This is a genomic window from Catenulispora sp. GP43, assembly GCF_041260665.1.
Taxonomy (GTDB): domain Bacteria; phylum Actinomycetota; class Actinomycetes; order Streptomycetales; family Catenulisporaceae; genus Catenulispora.
The window spans coordinates 107,682-124,199 of sequence record NZ_JBGCCT010000037.1 but is presented as its reverse complement, the minus strand read 5'-3'; the positions used below and the strand labels follow the sequence as shown (position 1 = coordinate 124,199).

The window sequence follows — 16,518 nt, the reverse complement described above, 5'->3', positions numbered from 1 at the left end:
CACACCCTCGGTGGGGGGGAATTACGCAGACGAGACCCTGGGGAATTACGCCGACAAGATCGGCCACAGGTGGGGAATTACGCGACCGCTGACAGTGGCCAGGTTGAACGTCGACCGCAAGACCGTGACGCGTGGCAGCTCGGTTCCTGCGAGATCGGCTGGACAGCCCGGTTGGCGAGCCACGCCCGGGTGTGTTGCGCGAATAACCGATGCTGAGGTCGAGCATGTGGTGGTGCGCACTTTGGAATAGGTCCGGGCTGGCGGGACGCGGTGTGGTCTTGACCCTGCTCTCCCGGAACAAGGAGCTGTCAGTGCCCAGCCCTATCCGGCGGAATTTCGCCGTCACGCGCTGGCCTTGGTCGCCTCCGGACGAACCGTCGTGGGTGTTGCCGCATCGTTGGGGATCGCGCAGTCCTGCCTGTATGGCTGGAAGAGCCAGGGCCTCATCGATCGTGGCCTGAAGGACGGCTAGTTGTACTGACCATTGAGGTTGGTGACGGGGTTCACGGCTGATTGATCTTGAAATGGGTGAGGGCCTTCTGGCTTGGTGTGGATTGCGACATCTGCACCGGCGACCAGAAAAGCCCTCATGCCCCACCCTAATGCACCTCTGTCCGAGACCGGCCGTCTGCGCCTGGCCCGCTGCGTGGTCGAGGATGGCTGGGGCCTGCGCAGCGCGGCCGAGCGGTTCCAGGTCTCCCCGACCACGGCCAAGCGCTGGGCCGACCGCTACCGCCAGTGGGACGCGGCCGGGATGGCCGACCGCCCGTCCCGGCCGCAGACCAGCCCGCGTCGCACGCCGACCCGCACCGAGCGGCGGATCATCAAGGTGAGGCTGGCCCGCCGGTGGGGACCGGCCCGGATCGCCTGGCTGCTCGGCCTGAATCCGGCCACCGTGCACCGTGTCCTGACCCGCTACCGGCTGGCCCGCCTGGTGCACCTGGACTGGGCCACCGGCACCGTGGTGCGCCGCTACGAGCACGCCGCCCCCGGCGACCTGGTCCACGTCGACATCAAGAAGCTCGGCAACATCCCCGACGGCGGCGGACACAAGACCCGCGGCCGGGCCGCCGGCGGACGCAACAGCTCCGCGCACCGCGACCCCTCCCGGCCCCGCGCCGTCCACGGCCGCCCCAACCTGGGCTACAGCTACCTGCACAACGCCGTCGACGACCACTCGCGCCTGGCCTACACCGAGATCCTCCCGGACGAGACCAAGGAATCCGCGGCCGCGTTCTGGAACCGCGCCCAGGCCTACTTCGCCACCTGCGGAATCACGGTGGCCTGTGTGCTGATCGACAACGGGGCCTGCTACCGGTCCCACGTCTTCCGCGACACTCTGGCCGCCGCCGGAATCACACACAAACGCACCCGGCCCTACCGGCCCCAGAGCAACGGCAAAGTCGAACGCTACAACCGCACCATGCTGGAGGAATGGGCCTACGCCCAGCCCTACCGCAGCGAGACCGGGACGCACTGGCCGGGTGGCTACACACCTACAATCACCACCGCGCACACACCGCACCCGCAGGCAAGCCACCCGCCAGCCGCGTCCCTAACCTAACGGGGTGGTAGGAGCTTCCGCGTGGATGCCTATCCCCAACCAGGACCGCGAGTCCGACTGTGAGACTGGCCGTTGCGGGAGCTCTTCGGTCGGCGTCGGTCACTCATGTGAAGGCCCCGGGACGGTGATCCCTGATTCTAGAGCTGAGCCCAACATCGACCTGTCAGCCCTCGATGGGGTGGTTTGCCCGCCCATGGCCGTCAGAGTAACTGGCGGCCGGGAACTGGTTCGTTGTCTTACGCCGTCTTCGCGGTCACCTCTTGACCAGGCCGGAAGCCTTCAACTTCCCGGTTGGACCGAGGCCTGCGCGGATCGCTGGGACCGCGAACGGCTAATCGGATGACGGACCGGATCCATGAGAGTCCTTCCATTAGGGAGCACGCGCGGGCCTGCCAGGCATAGGGACCTACTGACCAGCCAGATGAGGGAGCATCGGTGCCCGACAACGACGTGTACTGCGGAATCGACTGGGCCAGCGACCACCACGACATCGCCCTGGTCAACCAGGACGGCACGCTGGTGGCCAAGGCCCGCGTCCCTGACGACGCCACCGGCCTGACCACGCTGCTCGAACTGCTGGCCGAGCGCGGAGACACCGCTGACCAGCTGATTCCTGTCGCGATTGAGACCTCCCGTGGCCTGCTGGTGGCAAGCCTGCGCGCCACCGGCCGCCGCGTCTACGCGATCAACCCGTTGGCCGCGGCCCGCTACCGCGACCGCACCGCGGTCACCCGTAAGAAGTCCGACCATCTCGATGCCACCGTGCTGGCCAACATCCTGCGCACCGATGTCGCGGCGCACCGGTCACTGCCGTCCGACAGCGAACTCGCCCAGGCCATCGCGAGTTTTGGCCCGTGCTCAGCAGGACGCCGTCTGGGATCGCACTCAGGCCGGCAACAAGCTGCGCTCTCACCTGCGCGAATACTTCCCGGCGTTCCTGCTGGCGTTCGACGAGCCGGCCAAGTTCACCGCTGCAGTCGTCCGCGCGGTCCTCGCCGCGGCTCCTACCCCGGCCTCCGCCGCGAGGCTGACCATCGCCAGACTGCGGATCTTGCTGAGCAAGGCTGGTCGGCAACGCGGGATCGACAAGGATGCCGCCCGGATCCTGGACGCACTTCGCAGCCCACAGATGCGCCTGACGAACCAGGTCGAATAGGCCATGAGCCAGCGCACGCTCGCGCTGCTGCGCCAACTGGACGCGGCCTGTCTCAGCGCAGCTCAGCTCGAACACGCCGTCACCGAAGCGTTCGAGACACACGAGGACGCCCAGGTGATCGCCAGCTTTCCCGGTCTCGGATTCCTGCTCGGCGCCCGAGTCCTGGCCGAGCTCGGCGATGACCGCACCCGCTTCGCCGACGCCAGAGCTCTGAAAGCCTACGCAGGCGCCGCGCCGATTACGCGGGCCTCGGGCAAGAAGAGCAGCGTGACCGCACGCCGCGTCAAGAACGACCGCCTGGCCAGCGTCGGCTACCGGCGGGCATTCTGCGCCCTGACCACGTCACCAGGTGCCTGCGCCCACTACGACCGCCGACGCGAAGCCGGGGAACGCCACGTCGCTGCCCTTCGCAACCTGTTCAACCGCCTTCTCGGCTGCCTCCGCCGCTGCCTGCAACATCGCATCCCATACAACGAGCAGGCAGCGTTCCCGACTACGAAACAAGATCTACATAGCCTCGCCGCTTGACATCAAAATCCCATCGGATGTCTCACGGGTCAGTACAGCTAGTCGCGCACGGAGTCAAGCGAGCTGGCCGCGGATCGGTAGCGCATCCGCGACCTGGAAGAAGAAGTGAAGATCCTGCGGAAGGCGGCCGCTGCGGTAGAGCAGGTGGTGCCCCCAAAAGTCCGGTACCGTCTCGTGGCCGAGCGGCACGATGACGGAGTTCGGATCCGGCAGGCCTGCTACGCCCTGGGCGTGTCGACCTCGGGCTTCTACGAGTGGCTCGGCCGACCGCCATCGCAGCGGGTCATTCGGCACGCATGGCTCTTGGATCTTATCGGCCGGATCCATGACGCCTCCCGGGCCACCTACGGCCGGCCGCGAGTCCACGCCGAACTCGTCGAGGCCCACGGGATAACCATCGGGCAGAACACGGTGGCGCTACTGATGCGGCGGGCCGGCCTGTCCGGATTGCCGCTGCGACGCAAGGCCAGGTCCGTGCTCGCCGCGGCGACGGTCACCGACCTGGTCCGGCGTGACTTCCGACGAGACGGGCCTAACCAGCTGTGGGTTACCGACATCACCGAACACCCCACCCGCGAGGGCAAGCTGTACTGCTGCGTAGTCCTGGACGTATTCAGCCGCCGGGTCGTGGGCTGGACGATCGACTCCCGGCAGCGTGCCGACCCGGCCACCAACGCCCTGGGCATGACCATCGACTCCCGCGCTCCGGCCGCCAGCGCCATCATACTCGGGGACCACGCACCCAGTTCACATCCTGGACTTTCACCCAACACACCCGGACGGCCGAGCTGCTGCCGTCCCTGGGCAACGTCGGCGACCCGTACCACAATGCCGTCGTCCAATCCTTCTGTGTTGGCCTCCGATACTCAGCAGATGAGTTGTGAGTTCGGAGCCTGACATGCGAAAGGTGCCCTTGGCCTGGAAGGATGCGAGTGTCGAGTTCGTATCTGGTCCAGGAGATGGGGCACCTTTCTGGTGTCGAAGACTATCGGGTGGGCGCGTCGGCTGAAAGTGGCGGCCGACGCAAAGGGCCTTGTGGGGCATGCCGGGGCGGTGCTGCTGCGCCGCTGCGCTGATCAGACGGGTCTGACCTCGGCGTTATCAGAGGCGCTGCGGGTGAGGGGCCGGTCGCCGGGCTGGGACCGGGGCGTGGTGCTGGTGCAGCTGGCGGTGGCGATCTGCCTGGGCGCGACCGCTATGGCGGACATCGCGGTGCTCGATCACCAGGCAGCGGTGTTCGGCGCGGCACCGTCGGATGCGACGGTCCGGCGGGCATTGGCCGAGCTGGATGCGAAGGCATTCGCGCGGATCGCACAGGCCAGGGCCACGGTGCGAGCGCATGTGTGGGGTCTGCTGGCCGGCCGCGAGCAGGGGTTCCCGTGGATCAGCACCGCAGGACGGATCTTGTCCGGCTGGATCGTGATCGATATGGACGCCACGCTGATCACCGCGGTCGCGGCCAAGCAGGGCGCGGCGGCGACCTATAAGCGCGGGTTCGGGTTCCATCCGCTAGGCGCGTGGTGCGCGAACACCTGCGAGGTCCTTGCGATGCGGCTGCGGCCGGGCAACGCCGGGTCCAACACCGCCGCCGACCACATCAGCGTGCTGGCCCAGGCCATCGCGCAGATCCCAGCGCGGTTCCGGCGACACCTGATCGTCCGGTGCGACGGAGCCGGGGCCAGCCACGAGCTCATCGAGCACATCACCGCCTTGAACGGCAGCAGACGGCGGGTGCACTTCGTGGTCGGTTGGAAGGTCACCGAGCAGGACGAAGCCGCGATCGGCAAGCTCCCGTCGGCGTCCTGGAGACCGGCCGTGGAACAAGACGGCCTGATGCAGGACGACGCCGATGTCGCCGAGATCACCGGGCTGAACGAGCGGCTGGATCTGTGGCCTGCTGGAACGAGGCTGATCGTGCGGCGTTCCAAGCCCTCGCGTCGCCACGAGCGCAAGCTCACCGACTTCGAGAAGGCCACCGGCTGGCGCTACCAGATCACCGCCACCAGCATCGATGTCCTGCCCAAGGTGCCAGGCTCCCATCACGGCTGGTTCCTCGACGCGCTCTACCGGCACCGCGGCGCGGCCGAGGACCAGGTCAAAGCTGACAAGGCGCAAGGGCTGCGGAACCTGCCGTCCAAGATGTGGCACGTCAACGCCGCATGGATGCTGAGCGCGAACATCGCCGCCGACCTGACCTGCTGGACGCGGCTGCTCGGCCTAGACGACCAGCCGGACCTGGCCGACGCCGAGGTCCACACCCTGCGCTTCCGTCTTTGGCACCTGCCGGGCCGCCTGGTCCGGCACGCCCGCGATGCGATCCTGCGCATCCCCGCCGACTGGCCCTGGGCCACGGCGTTCACCACCTGCTGGGATCGCCTCGCGGCCCTGCCCAACCCCGGCTGAGCAGCCGAAATCCGCCCCGCAACCTCGAAAGGAGCAGCACAGCACCCACCCGGACCTGTGGAACCCGGCGCTACCGCGGCGACACGCGACGGCCCGTCACCTCACCCGGAGGGACATAACGGGCAGACCACGAGGTAAATCAGAGACCTGCGACCGCTGAGTCATCGAGGTTAGGAGTCCTTAGGCGAGCGGCTGGCGGGCCAGTACCCTGTCAAAGGACTCTGTGTAGGCCGCGTAGTCGCTCTCCTCGTGTGCTGTGTCCAGTACGAAGTCCCGACATCCCGCAGAGACATAGCGCGCGATCTCTGCCTCGACCTTGTCGTGACTACCGACGAGGTACGGGCAGTAGGTCGCTGACGTGAGAAACGGCCCCATCCAATAAGGGCTTTCTGGCCCACCGGGAAACTCATCCTCGGTCGATAGCTGTTCGAACCAATGGGAGTCGGACAGGCCCCTGATAAGCATTTGCTGGATCCGCCCGGCGCGAGTCCGCGGAAACCGGCGATGGGCGACAGTCCATGCCTCGTCATCGGTGTCTCTGGCTATGATCCCGATCCGGACACCTCCTGAGCGCGGGGCGGATTCGTCGATCTCCGCTACGGCCTCGCGCGGCGAAGGATAGCGCACGCTAATCGCGCCGATTTCTTCCCCCGCCTTGCGCCCGGCCGTCGATGAACCCGACATGTAGAGCCCGGGAAGCAGGTCCTGCGGCATTCGCGGATGGAGTGTCAGATCACGGACCCGGTAGAACTCGCCACCGAATGTCACCGGCTCGGTATCGGTCAAAAGGCGCAGGATGAGAGACGTGTACTCGGTCAACCGAGCGTAGCGTCGGTCGTGCTCAGTCTCGTCGTTCAATGCCGTGAGATCGCCTCGTACGCCCCCTGCGACCAAGTTGAGGCAGATTCTTCGCCCGTAGACATGTGCGTAGCTCGCGACTATTTTGGCGATCGTACTTGGGTGGGAATAAATGGGCTGGAGCGCGATAAGCGGTTCGAAGGCCTCGGTGGCTGTGATGACCTCTTGTGCAACAAGCCAAGGATCAACCGTGTGATTGTCGGAATACACGAGCGCCCCGAACATTCCTGCTGATTCTGCCGCCTTCGCTGCATCACGTACGACGGCCCGATAATCGCTGGCGCCGACCGCAGGTGGAATGGTGGCAAAGAGTCGAAGCTGTCGATTCACATTACTCATCTTGTCGCCTCGTCTTCGGTTTGTCGTTGGCTAATGGTTGCGTTGGGCTGGACTCGCGGAGTTGACATACGATCTCCTGGGCCAGAGCGAGTTTCTGACCATCGCAGGTTTGCTGTTCGGTTTTGGCCTGGGCTTTCCCTTCTTGGCGGATGCTGTCTTGTCTCTCACAGCAGCCTGCGGGTTGCGCTTGGTGCGTGCCGACTTACGGTCGGCCCACCACAACGCCCGGAGGCGCTGTGGTAAGAGATGTGCCAAAGACTTTTATGGATCTTCTGCCAGCCCTTCATCACAGGGCCGCTATCCTGCTGATCGCGGTGAGCAACGTCGTCTTCCAGGCTCTGATCCTGATCCTCGTAGTCCGCGCCCGATCGCACGGCGCCACACCGGCCGACATAGGCCTGATGTTCGGGCTCTACAGCTCTAGCGGGATGGTCGGCGCGCTGATCGCTCCGCGCCTGTATCGCCGTCTCAACCCGAAGGCGGTCGCCATCGTCACCACCTGGATCGGGGTGGCGCTGCTGCCGCTGTTTCTCCTGACGAGCAACGCCCTGGAGCTCGGCGCGATCGACACCTCATGCTCGTCCTCGGACCGATCTGGAACGTCGTGACGGAGAGCTACATTGTGACGTTAGTACCTGACGAAATGCGCGGACGTGCCAGCGCGGCGCTCGTGATGGCCAATGGCGTGTTCCGCTGACCGCCGCGGCGAGCGCTTACCTGCTCGCTGTTGCGGGATCGTCCACAAGTCTCGCGTGCATCGGCGTGCTCATGCTGGTTACCGCAGTCGCCAGCACGATCAATCCGGCGATCCGGCGTACGCCGGACCGCCCTCCGGTCGACATCAGCCACTGAAACGAGCCAGGCATCGCATGAGCGGACTGCGTCGACTCGAAACGGTGCTGTGCCTGCCGAGTGCGCGGAGCTATGCGGTCCCAGCACCATCGACGGGGATGATCGCGCCGCTGATGAACGTCGCCGCATCGCTCGCCAGGAACGCAACAGTATGCGCGATATCACGGGGCTGACCGATCCGGCCGAGCGGTCGAACGGCCGCCTCGGCATAGAAGGCGGCGGGGTCCTCATCGAGCTGGCGCGCCTCGTCGGCCAGCATGTCGGTCGCGGTGTCGCCAGGACAGACACAGTTGACGCGGATATTGTCCCCGCCGTGGTCGATCGCCATCGCGCGAGTCATGTTGACAACCGCGCCCTTGGAGGCGCAGTACGAAACCGCACGACCTCCGCCCCGAATACCCCACCCGGAACCGGTGTTGATGATCGAGCCGCCGCCGCGCGCCGCCATGTGCGGGATAACCAGTCCGCTGAGCACCATGACCGAGCGGACGTTGACCGCCATCACCATGTCCCAGTCCTCGTCGCTCACCTCGCAAACCGTCGAACGACGGATGACGCCAGCGTTGTTGAACAACACGTCGACGCCGCCGTACAGGGACACAGCTGCCTCCACGACAGACTCACAGTCGGCGCGGCGTGCGACGTCGCAGTGTACAAAGATGCCCCCGACTCCCTCCGCGACCAGCTTGCCACGTTCCTCGTCCACGTCGGCGACGACCACCGAGGCGCCGAGCTCGGCCAGGAGCTCGGCACTGGCACGTCCGATGCCAGAAGCAGCACCGGTGACGATGGCGCTCTTACCAGCAAGGTCCATCAAGGGAGAACTCCTTCTGACAGCTGATCTGACGGGCACCAATCCGGAACAGCGGCCGACGTCGACGACCCGGGGCGAACGTCGGCCTCGGTCCTTCGCCGTTGCGCCAACCAGGCCATAACAACCCCCACCACGACGAGAAGGCCCCCGACAGCGCTCTCGAGCGAAAAGTGCTCGCCAAGTAGGACGATTCCGCCGGCGACACCTATCAAGGGCTCAAGGAAGAGAAGAAGACCTGCCTTGGTGCTTCCCATCCGCGTGACCGAACGATTCCACAGGAGCATCCCGGCCACCGAGCTGCCGACGGCCAGGAAGGCGATGTCGCCCCACACGCCCGCCGTGACGCCCGCCATCCGGTGTGGCGCGGCTAACCCGGCGAACACCAGGTAAGGTAACGCGCCGATCAGAGTAGAAGCGGTCGTGGCAGCCGTGGAGCCGTACACCTGGCTGAGCGGACGCAGCACGATCGTATAGGCGCCGAAGAGAATAGTTCCGACCGTGACGAGCCCGAGACCGACCAGCATCCGACCGCCGGCTTCCACTCCCAGCGACGGTCCGATGACGGCAGCAACCCCGCACATGGCGAGGGCGGACGCGATCCAAGCCCAGAAGGCCACATGCTCCTTCGCGAAAACCCGCCCCAAACACATGATCCATATCGGTTCGGTGGCCAGGATCAGCGCCGCGATGGACGAGGGAACCGATCGCAGACCGAACGCCACTGGCAAGGTGTAGCCCACCATCCCAAGCAGCCCAGCGATGACGAGGCGGGCCAGGTGGGTTCTCGCAATATTCTTCAAAGTCCTGACACAGAGCGGCAGACACACGAGGCCGGCGATGAGCGCACGGAGTACGAGTAAGGTCAGCGGACCGATCTCGGTGACCGCCGAGCGAGTAAAGACGGGGGCGAGCCCCCACATGACCACCGCCCCCAAACCGCTCGCGACCGCTCTGTCGCCCCCCGACTGCCCGACCGTCACGACCGGGTTCCATGCTCACGAAGAGCGAGTCTTTCGACCGCTGCGCCCAGCACGACGTCCTCTATCCGCACCAGCAACTCGCTGATCTCGTCGGCTCGGAGGAAGTTGCACGCGAGACTTAGCCACAAACGGCCCCCCCCGGCTTCAACGTTCAGATCCATCCCCGGTGACACGGAGACCTCGCCGTTGCCGACGACACGTGGAGAATGACGCTTACCGCGCAGACTCGCAAGTTCGGGCCGCGTGGGTGCACGGCCCTCAGCCTCACCATCACGCTGCCGCGGACTTCGCCGATCGTTGAAATGCCAGGAGTCCACGTAGGAGGCACGGTCCTCCAGCCCCTTTTCGCAGATAATCTCAGCCAGCATCTGCGGGTCGTAGCGACCATTCTTATAGGCGATCAGAGCGCGCCCGTAGGCCTGATTGGCGTCGCGAACGAAATCGCCCTGTCCGGCACCCGACCGGAAGATCGCGCACTGCTTGAGTCGACTGACCGAGGAAACCTGTTCGCGTGTATATCGATTGAAAACGTGGATCTTCATGAAGACCTCACTCATGTCAAACTTGGCGCGAAGCGCACCCACATAAGCCGCCAATATGATTGAAGACTCCGAGACTCCGAGGTCATGTGAAAGGACCGTCACCGCGCAGGAGAGCGCTGGCGATTCCAGAACCAGGGTTTGTAGAGCTGTCGTTCCATATGCTGCGTGAAAAGCGGATACCTGCTGATTCGGGATATCCGAGAGAAGTCTCTCCAGGTAATGGAGGGACCGCGCGTTCATCCTTCTTCCAGCTTCCGACTCTTCAAACTGCCTTTGAATAGTCGGCTGGTAAGGAGCGTCCAGCTCTGCCGAGCCGACGGACAACACGTGTTCGAGCTCTTCCTTGAAGGCGTCGGCACCCCCACCGTCCACCGTGATTCTCGACTGCACTACGACCATGTTCCGCGCGTAGCCATCTACACAGATAAGACCGACTTTGAGCGGTTGCTCACCGTGGATGCCGATTGCCTCCTCAGTGAGAAAGCCGACAGCCGCTGAAACGGCCGCCTGTCTGGAGCTTTCTGTACACTCAAGGGTGCCGCCCACGAGGTGACCGTCCCCGCAGACCCGCTGAATGACATCACCGCTGGGGAGAGCTTCAAATCTAGTACGCAGCGAATGATGCCGACCGATCATCGACAGGACAGCTCGGATACACACATCGCGCAGGTATCCGTCCTTCAAGTCGATGACATAGTACATGTCGATGTTTTGCGGGTCGTCGACGGGAGTGTCCTCGATCTGCAGCAGCCAGTCCCAGGTCTCCCGCTGGGCCCATGTCAGCCTCGACGAGGTGGTATCCAAACCCGTGTACTCGACGGAGAACCGTACGAAGTCTTCGTGCTTGAAGGACGTCATCGCCTCTTCCTCGTTGGTTACGCTGGCGGAAGCAGCGGACTATGACATCTGCCAGAGACCGTCCATGGTCTCGTGACTGATATTCTTCTCGAAGTCAGCCTGTGCGGCGTAGCCCATATTGATGATGGAACGCCGTCCACCAGTTATCGGATACACGCGGTGCAGAGAAGTGTCGGTCTTCATGAGGTAAATATCGCCCTGGCCGACCGCCAGCGAGTAGATCGGATTCTCCGCGAGAACCCGGTTGATCTGGGGATCTGCCTTGTTCCAGACAGTCCCTGGGACGCACTGCACGAACCCGCCGTCGGCGACCGGCGGGCACTCGGCCACCCAGACAAGCGCGAAGCTGTAGTCGTCCCAGTGCCAGCCGTGCGTGTCCCCCTCCTGGTCCAGCGAGGTGATCACGTATCGCTCCGGCTCGTACGGGCAGGGGAAGACCTGCTCGCCGGCAACTACCGAGAGCAGGTCGATTATGGCGGACAGACCGTAGATCGTAGGGATGATTTCCGAGATCTTGGCGATTTCGCTGTAGTCGACGTTTCGCATGCGCCGAGGGCTGTAGTCGGTTTCCTTGAAGCTGATATCCCGCCGCACCGAAGACAGGCCGACCACCCGAAGAACCTCTTCGGCCATGAGCTCCTTGACGCTCCGTGGGAACAGCTCCGACAGCTTTGCGCGCCCCTTGAGAATGAACTCCTGCCTGGCCTCGCTCAACAGGTTGGAGCTCGAAGTGGCCCGGGAAACATGCCGTTCGATATCAACTGCGACCGTACTGACAACCTTCGTTTCCGTTGAAGACATTTGTCCTCTCCTTAATGGTGACGAATCGCGTCAAGCTTCTAATGCCGTCACAAATGGTCAAAAATGTTCATTTGAACAGACGTCGAGACCGCTCGTTGTACAACTGTGTGAAATCCGTACTTGAACGGAGCCCAGCCTGTTAGTCGAGCTTCGCGAAGCTTGATTCTTCCGTGTCGCTGCCAGCCTCTTCCTTCGGAAGCTGAATGACCAGGTCGGGACTGAAGGCGAGAGCGTTGATACACTTTTGATAGCGCGCTCTGACATCAGCCCTTGGATGGTCGAGATACATAGCCGGCAGAAATTCATCAATCGGGATGACGTCTCGCTCCAGTCCGACGGCCAGCAGTTTCGCCGCCGCGTCACGGCTCATGACGTATCCGTACGTACAGTGGCTGTATCCGGGAATTACGAGCTCAGGGACGTCCGGAGCCGGTCCCAGATCCGGTTCCAGCGGCACGCGTCCGAGGTAGACCAGACCTATCTCGACCCGCCGACGACGGGCACGGTTGATCCCCGCAAGCACCCTGTTGCAAAAGTCAGGACTCAGCGACACATCGTCTTCCAGCACGAGAAACAGCTGCCGCCCCGACTCCAGGGCACGGCGCCAACAGGCCAGGTGGCTGAGCGTGCAGCCGATCTCACCGAACTTCAGATCCCGAGCCCACCAGAAGTTTTCAGAATCGATCCGCCAGGGAAACAACCCGATCCCCAACGCTCGAAGATCCTTCGCTTCCATCTGCGCGCCGTCGAACTCACGCTCCCACTCAGACGTGAACTCGACAGCCAACGACATTGGAAGAATCTCCTTCATATGTTTCCTCCGGTCGCTCCGGCGGCGCAGGTTGACCACATAGACTTGGAGATCCTCAAGAAAGAGATCCATACCGGCTGCCCCGTCTCATTGCGGATGGACACGCTCACGGACCACTTCAGCCACGAACGGCGCGAGCCGGAACTGAGAGCGTCCGCTCGTATCGCCCAGGGCGAGCCCGTCTTCGAGGAGATCGGAGAGCAGCACAAGGCGCCCTTCTACGTCCACAGCGGTGGATTCAAGGTCCGAAAGATCGAACGTCTGCGCCGCGTGTTCGGCCAGTGCCCTGACGAGTCGGCAGTGTTCCTCGGTCAGCAGGCTGAGGGACCACAGGATGCTGTCGGCGATCGACCGCTGATGCGACAGCAACGCATGATCGTCTGACCGGAGCAGCCACAGGCTCTTCTCGTCCGACAGCAGACTCCGGACAGGCAGAGCACTTATGCGCTCGGCTATAAACTCGAGATACCGGGGTATAGCGCCCACCCTGCGGCAGAGCTCAGCCACCGCCGACAGGTGCCGCCCGAGATCGCTGTCGGCGTGCCTTTCAGAACTGATGTTCCGCAGAATTAACTGCACCGCCGGCGTCTCCGACAGCGTCTCGCCAGGGAGGGGTGTGCATCGCAGTGGCTTGATATCGATGTTCGTACCGAGCCGCTGACTCAGCCGCCGACGCGAGGTAGCCAGGATATGCACCTTCCAAGTGCTGCTCAGCACCTCGCGTATGGCTGCGATCGTCGCGGACGGGAGATGCTCGGTGTTGTCGAGTACCAGGAGCATGTTGAGGTCGCCGTCCAAGGCGTTGTGACCCCGGTCCGGGCTCTCAGTCCGGTGGCGATTCATCTCGTCCACGATCCGGCGCATCACCTCAGCCGTCACACCGTCCGCTTCGCGGTGAAGATCGCCGAACTCCACGATTCCGACACCGTCCCGGAACGACGGAGCCAGCCTGGCAGCGACATCTATGGCACAGCGCGTTTTCCCTACGCCACCCGGTCCGAGGAACGTAGTGCACCTGTTGAGCTGAACGATCCGGGTAATGCGCTCCAGCTCCATTTGATCGCCGATAGTCGTTGTATGCGACGGAAGGGGACCCGACCACAGGCGCCGGCCGGCAACTGACGCGGCATCCCAGCCCACCGTTCCGCCGGCTTCCAGAGCGCCCGCGAGGAGTGCAAGCGTGGACGCTCTCGGCTGCGATACTTTACCGAGCTCGACATTGCGTATGGTCCGGACGCTCAGCCCTGCCCGCTCAGCCAGTTCTTCTTGCGTCCAGCCCCGAACCCTTCGCATTGCCACGATACGATCGTTGTGTTGGCTGTAGATGGTATTATCTACGTCCTTCTGCAATGGCATCAATGGATATGGCATTGTCGAATGCACGCTCACCCGGCACCCCCACGTTTTCGCCAAGCTTCCTTAACTGCCCGTCACTGCATCTGATGTTCCAGTACGCGAAAGATGTACGCCCACATAGCAACGCGTGAGCGCGCTACCTGCGCCAACGGAAGCGATAGGTGCGCAGGGAACTTGAAGATTTGAGAAAGATCGTCCTGACGCAATACCCTGACGGTGAGCCAGCGCAACAGGTCTTGAACGTCAGTGGTGCAGCGGAAGGAGGGATCCTTCTTTATGGACAGGATGATTTGGGCGCAACCGTCGAGGCTCGCCTCCGGCGCTGGTACTTTCCCGGCGGTGCCGACAAAGATGCGGACAGCCCGTTCCGGCTTTGGTCGACACCGTCGCTGCGGACCGGATAGAAGGAGTCGACTAGGGCTACCGGCATAACAGCTGCCCAGGGCGGGGAGGACTTTGCCGCCATACCCCCACTCGCTCTCATCGGATTCGATTCGGATATCGGTGGTCCTGGCTGAGTTTGCACACTTCACCTTGTCAGCTTTGATGGTCGCCAGCTCTCCGACCGGACTGCCAGCCGGGTTCAACTGCGGAAGGGCCGTAAGCTTCATGGTGGAACACCCAGCTATCCGCGAACTACTCGGCCGATACTCTCGACGAGCAGCCTGGCCGTGACCAGTGCCGATGAATCGGCGCGGATCAGGACTCGCCGAGATCGACAAGCGTTTGGGGTGCGCTCAGAACCGGCGGCACCCGACCTGCGGCTGCCGAATACCCGGCTCTGGCAAGATTTTCGTGACGGGGTGACACATCGTCACTGGAGTGCCATCGTCTCCACTGTGTAACGCAGTGCTCGAGGTCGTGTTTCCGCACCAGGAGAAGGTGCTGGTGGAGCACATCGGGTTGAGAGCGGGACGGTTCGAATCTGCGCCCGTACGCGTGAGGGTGTCCAGGTTGCGTGTCCTGGCTGTGGCGTGTTGTCGGCGCGGGTTCATAGCCGGTATGAGCGGCACGTCGCTGACACCGCTGTCGGCGGGCGTCCGGTCGTGGTGGACTTGACGGTGCGGCGGCTCTTCTGTGACCAGGCCGGATGTCCAAGGCGGACCTTCGTGGAGCAGGTCGAAGGCCTGACCATCCGCTATGGGCGCTACACGCCGCTGCTGCTCGGAGTGCTTCAGGCCGTCGGCGTGGCGTTAGCCGGCCGGGCCGGGGCCCGGCTACTGACGGCGCTGCACGCGGTGGTCAGCCGGGTGACACTGCTGGCAGTGGTGATGGCGATGCCAGACCCGGCGGTCTCGACCGTGACCATCGTCGGCGTTGACGATTTCGCATTCCGCCGCGGGCATCGCTACGGCACAGTGGTCGTGGACGCTGAAAGTCACCGGCCGCTGGAACTTCTCCCAGGGCGGGAAGCCGAGCCGTTCGCCGCGTGGCTGCGTGTCCGGCCCGAGATCAAGGCCATCTGCCGGGATCGGGCCACTGCCTATGCCGAGGCAGCGGCCCGCGCCGCGCCGCAGGCAGCGCAGGTTGCCGACCGCTGGGACCTGTGGCACAACCTGGGTCAGCATGTGGAGAAGGACGTCGCAGCTCATCGTCGGTGTCTGGGACAGCGGGTCGGGCCGGGGCCGCCGCCGGACACGGCAGCCATCGAGACGCTACCCGCCCAGACCCTGTCGGCCCAAGGTGTGCTGGAGGCCCGGACCCGCAAGCGGTTCCGCGACCTGCATGATCTGGCCGATCAGGGCTGGGCGATCGCGGAGATCGCCCGCGAGCTGCACCTGAACTACAAGACCGCCCGTACGTTCGCTCGGGCACAACGCGTTGAGGACCTGCTTGGGCACATCGCCGGGGCCCGACCCAGCATCCTGGACCCGTGGCGGGACTACCTGCTGGAGCGCTGGAGCCAGGGCTGCCACTCGGCCACCGCGCTGCACGCCGAACTGACCGAGCGCGGACTGGCTTGCGGCTTCCGCACCTTGTCCCGGTATCTGCGGACCCTGATGGTGCGCGGGGAGTTGCCACCGAAAGCCGTCACCCCGCCGAAGACCAGGACGCTCGTCGGCTGGCTCATGCGGCCCGATGCGGCGTTAACAGAGAACTAGCGCAGCGGTCTGAAACAACGTTGGACGACTGCCCTGACCTGGCCCGTCTCCGCGAACATGTCGCTGCCTTCGCCGACCTGCTCACAAACCGGCCGAGCAACGGACGCCTGCTCAAGTGGGTGAACGCAGCCCGGGCGGATACTCTGCCAGCGCTGAAGTCCTTTGCCATGGGTCTGGACAAGGACTGGGACGCGGTGCTTGGCGCGGTCACCTCGCCATGGAGCTCCGGCGTCGTGGAGGGCACCGTCACCAAGATCAATCTGGTCAAACGGCAGATGTATGGACGAGCCGGGCTCCCGCTTCTCTGAAAACGGGTCCTACTGATGTGACGACAACCACATGGCACGTCACGAAAATCTTGCCAGAGCGTGTGCCACGAACACGGAGGGAGTCGGAGTTGTAGGAGACCGGATTCTGATGTGGTGCTGCACGAGAGATGAAGGTTCTTGGCCCTTCGGAGCCGCTCTCGCCGGGGAGGCTTCAAACCGCCTCATGCTGCGTTGGCTGAAGACCGTCGTGGTGAGCGATGAGGAAAAGGCGCAGGTCATGCGTCA

Annotated in this window: 13 protein-coding genes and 4 pseudogenes; 8 read left to right on the top strand and 9 right to left on the bottom strand. The window is 64.0% G+C overall.

Going from position 1 to position 16,518, the window contains the following annotated elements; all coding sequences use genetic code 11:
* Positions 1 to 334: 334 nt before the first annotated feature.
* The 5 genes and pseudogenes from ABH926_RS45950 to ABH926_RS45930 form a co-directional block, all read left to right on the top strand.
* Positions 335 to 472: pseudogene (locus tag ABH926_RS45950) on the top strand (transposase); the annotation flags it as partial.
* A 117-nt stretch (positions 473 to 589) separates the two neighbouring features.
* Positions 590 to 1,575, top strand: a pseudogene (locus ABH926_RS45945) (IS481 family transposase).
* Between the two features lie 424 nt (positions 1,576 to 1,999).
* A pseudogene (locus ABH926_RS45940) lies at positions 2,000 to 3,248 on the top strand (IS110 family transposase).
* A gap of 84 nt (positions 3,249 to 3,332) precedes the next feature.
* A complete protein-coding gene (locus ABH926_RS45935; protein ID WP_370373421.1) occupies positions 3,333 to 4,145 on the top strand; it encodes an IS3 family transposase in 813 nt (270 codons plus the stop codon).
* A gap of 78 nt (positions 4,146 to 4,223) precedes the next feature.
* A complete protein-coding gene (locus tag ABH926_RS45930) occupies positions 4,224 to 5,651 on the top strand; it encodes an IS1380 family transposase (protein WP_370373414.1) in 1,428 nt (475 codons plus the stop codon).
* A gap of 180 nt (positions 5,652 to 5,831) precedes the next feature.
* On the opposite strand, the gene ABH926_RS45925 is transcribed toward ABH926_RS45930, so the two are convergent.
* Positions 5,832 to 6,848, bottom strand: a complete 1,017-nt coding sequence (locus ABH926_RS45925; protein ID WP_370373412.1) for an LLM class flavin-dependent oxidoreductase — start codon at positions 6,846 to 6,848, stop codon at positions 5,832 to 5,834.
* A 314-nt stretch (positions 6,849 to 7,162) separates the two neighbouring features.
* On the opposite strand from ABH926_RS45925, the gene ABH926_RS45920 reads away from it, so the two are divergent.
* Positions 7,163 to 7,456 carry a hypothetical protein gene (locus tag ABH926_RS45920; protein WP_370373410.1) on the top strand — a complete coding sequence of 98 codons (294 nt, stop codon included), beginning with the start codon at positions 7,163 to 7,165 and terminating at the stop codon, positions 7,454 to 7,456.
* 314 nt (positions 7,457 to 7,770) lie between these two features.
* Here ABH926_RS45920 and ABH926_RS45915 read toward each other — a convergent pair whose 3' ends face one another.
* The 8 genes and pseudogenes from ABH926_RS45915 to ABH926_RS45880 all read right to left on the bottom strand — a co-directional run bounded on the left by ABH926_RS45915 (position 7,771) and on the right by ABH926_RS45880 (position 14,473).
* A complete protein-coding gene (locus ABH926_RS45915; protein ID WP_370373409.1) occupies positions 7,771 to 8,514 on the bottom strand; it encodes an SDR family NAD(P)-dependent oxidoreductase in 744 nt (247 codons plus the stop codon).
* Positions 8,514 to 9,494 carry a DMT family transporter gene (locus ABH926_RS45910; protein WP_370373407.1) on the bottom strand — a complete coding sequence of 327 codons (981 nt, stop codon included), beginning with the start codon at positions 9,492 to 9,494 and terminating at the stop codon, positions 8,514 to 8,516. The genes ABH926_RS45915 and ABH926_RS45910 overlap by 1 nt, the downstream gene beginning before the upstream one ends.
* On the bottom strand, positions 9,491 to 10,894 hold the full coding sequence (locus tag ABH926_RS45905; RefSeq protein WP_370373405.1) for a hypothetical protein: 1,404 nt from the start codon (positions 10,892 to 10,894) through the stop codon (positions 9,491 to 9,493). Before ABH926_RS45905 ends, ABH926_RS45910 begins: the two co-directional genes overlap by 4 nt.
* Positions 10,895 to 10,933: 39 nt before the next feature.
* On the bottom strand, positions 10,934 to 11,695 hold the full coding sequence (locus ABH926_RS45900; protein ID WP_370373403.1) for a hypothetical protein: 762 nt from the start codon (positions 11,693 to 11,695) through the stop codon (positions 10,934 to 10,936).
* A gap of 139 nt (positions 11,696 to 11,834) precedes the next feature.
* The gene (locus ABH926_RS45895; RefSeq protein WP_370373401.1) at positions 11,835 to 12,578 is read right to left on the bottom strand and encodes a glycosyltransferase family 25 protein; all 744 of its coding nucleotides are present in this window, start codon (positions 12,576 to 12,578) and stop codon (positions 11,835 to 11,837) included.
* A gap of 15 nt (positions 12,579 to 12,593) precedes the next feature.
* Complete coding sequence (locus ABH926_RS45890) at positions 12,594 to 13,562, bottom strand: hypothetical protein (protein ID WP_370373423.1); 969 nt, start codon at positions 13,560 to 13,562, stop codon at positions 12,594 to 12,596.
* A gap of 99 nt (positions 13,563 to 13,661) precedes the next feature.
* Positions 13,662 to 13,799: pseudogene (locus ABH926_RS45885) on the bottom strand (helix-turn-helix domain-containing protein); the annotation flags it as partial.
* A gap of 137 nt (positions 13,800 to 13,936) precedes the next feature.
* The gene (locus ABH926_RS45880) at positions 13,937 to 14,473 is read right to left on the bottom strand and encodes a hypothetical protein (RefSeq protein WP_370373400.1); all 537 of its coding nucleotides are present in this window, start codon (positions 14,471 to 14,473) and stop codon (positions 13,937 to 13,939) included.
* A 363-nt stretch (positions 14,474 to 14,836) separates the two neighbouring features.
* Between ABH926_RS45880 and ABH926_RS45875 the strand changes: the two genes are divergently transcribed.
* The gene (locus ABH926_RS45875; RefSeq protein ID WP_370373398.1) at positions 14,837 to 15,964 is read left to right on the top strand and encodes an ISL3 family transposase; all 1,128 of its coding nucleotides are present in this window, start codon (positions 14,837 to 14,839) and stop codon (positions 15,962 to 15,964) included.
* A 20-nt stretch (positions 15,965 to 15,984) separates the two neighbouring features.
* A complete protein-coding gene (locus ABH926_RS45870) occupies positions 15,985 to 16,272 on the top strand; it encodes a transposase (protein ID WP_370373396.1) in 288 nt (95 codons plus the stop codon).
* Positions 16,273 to 16,518 lie beyond the last annotated feature (246 nt).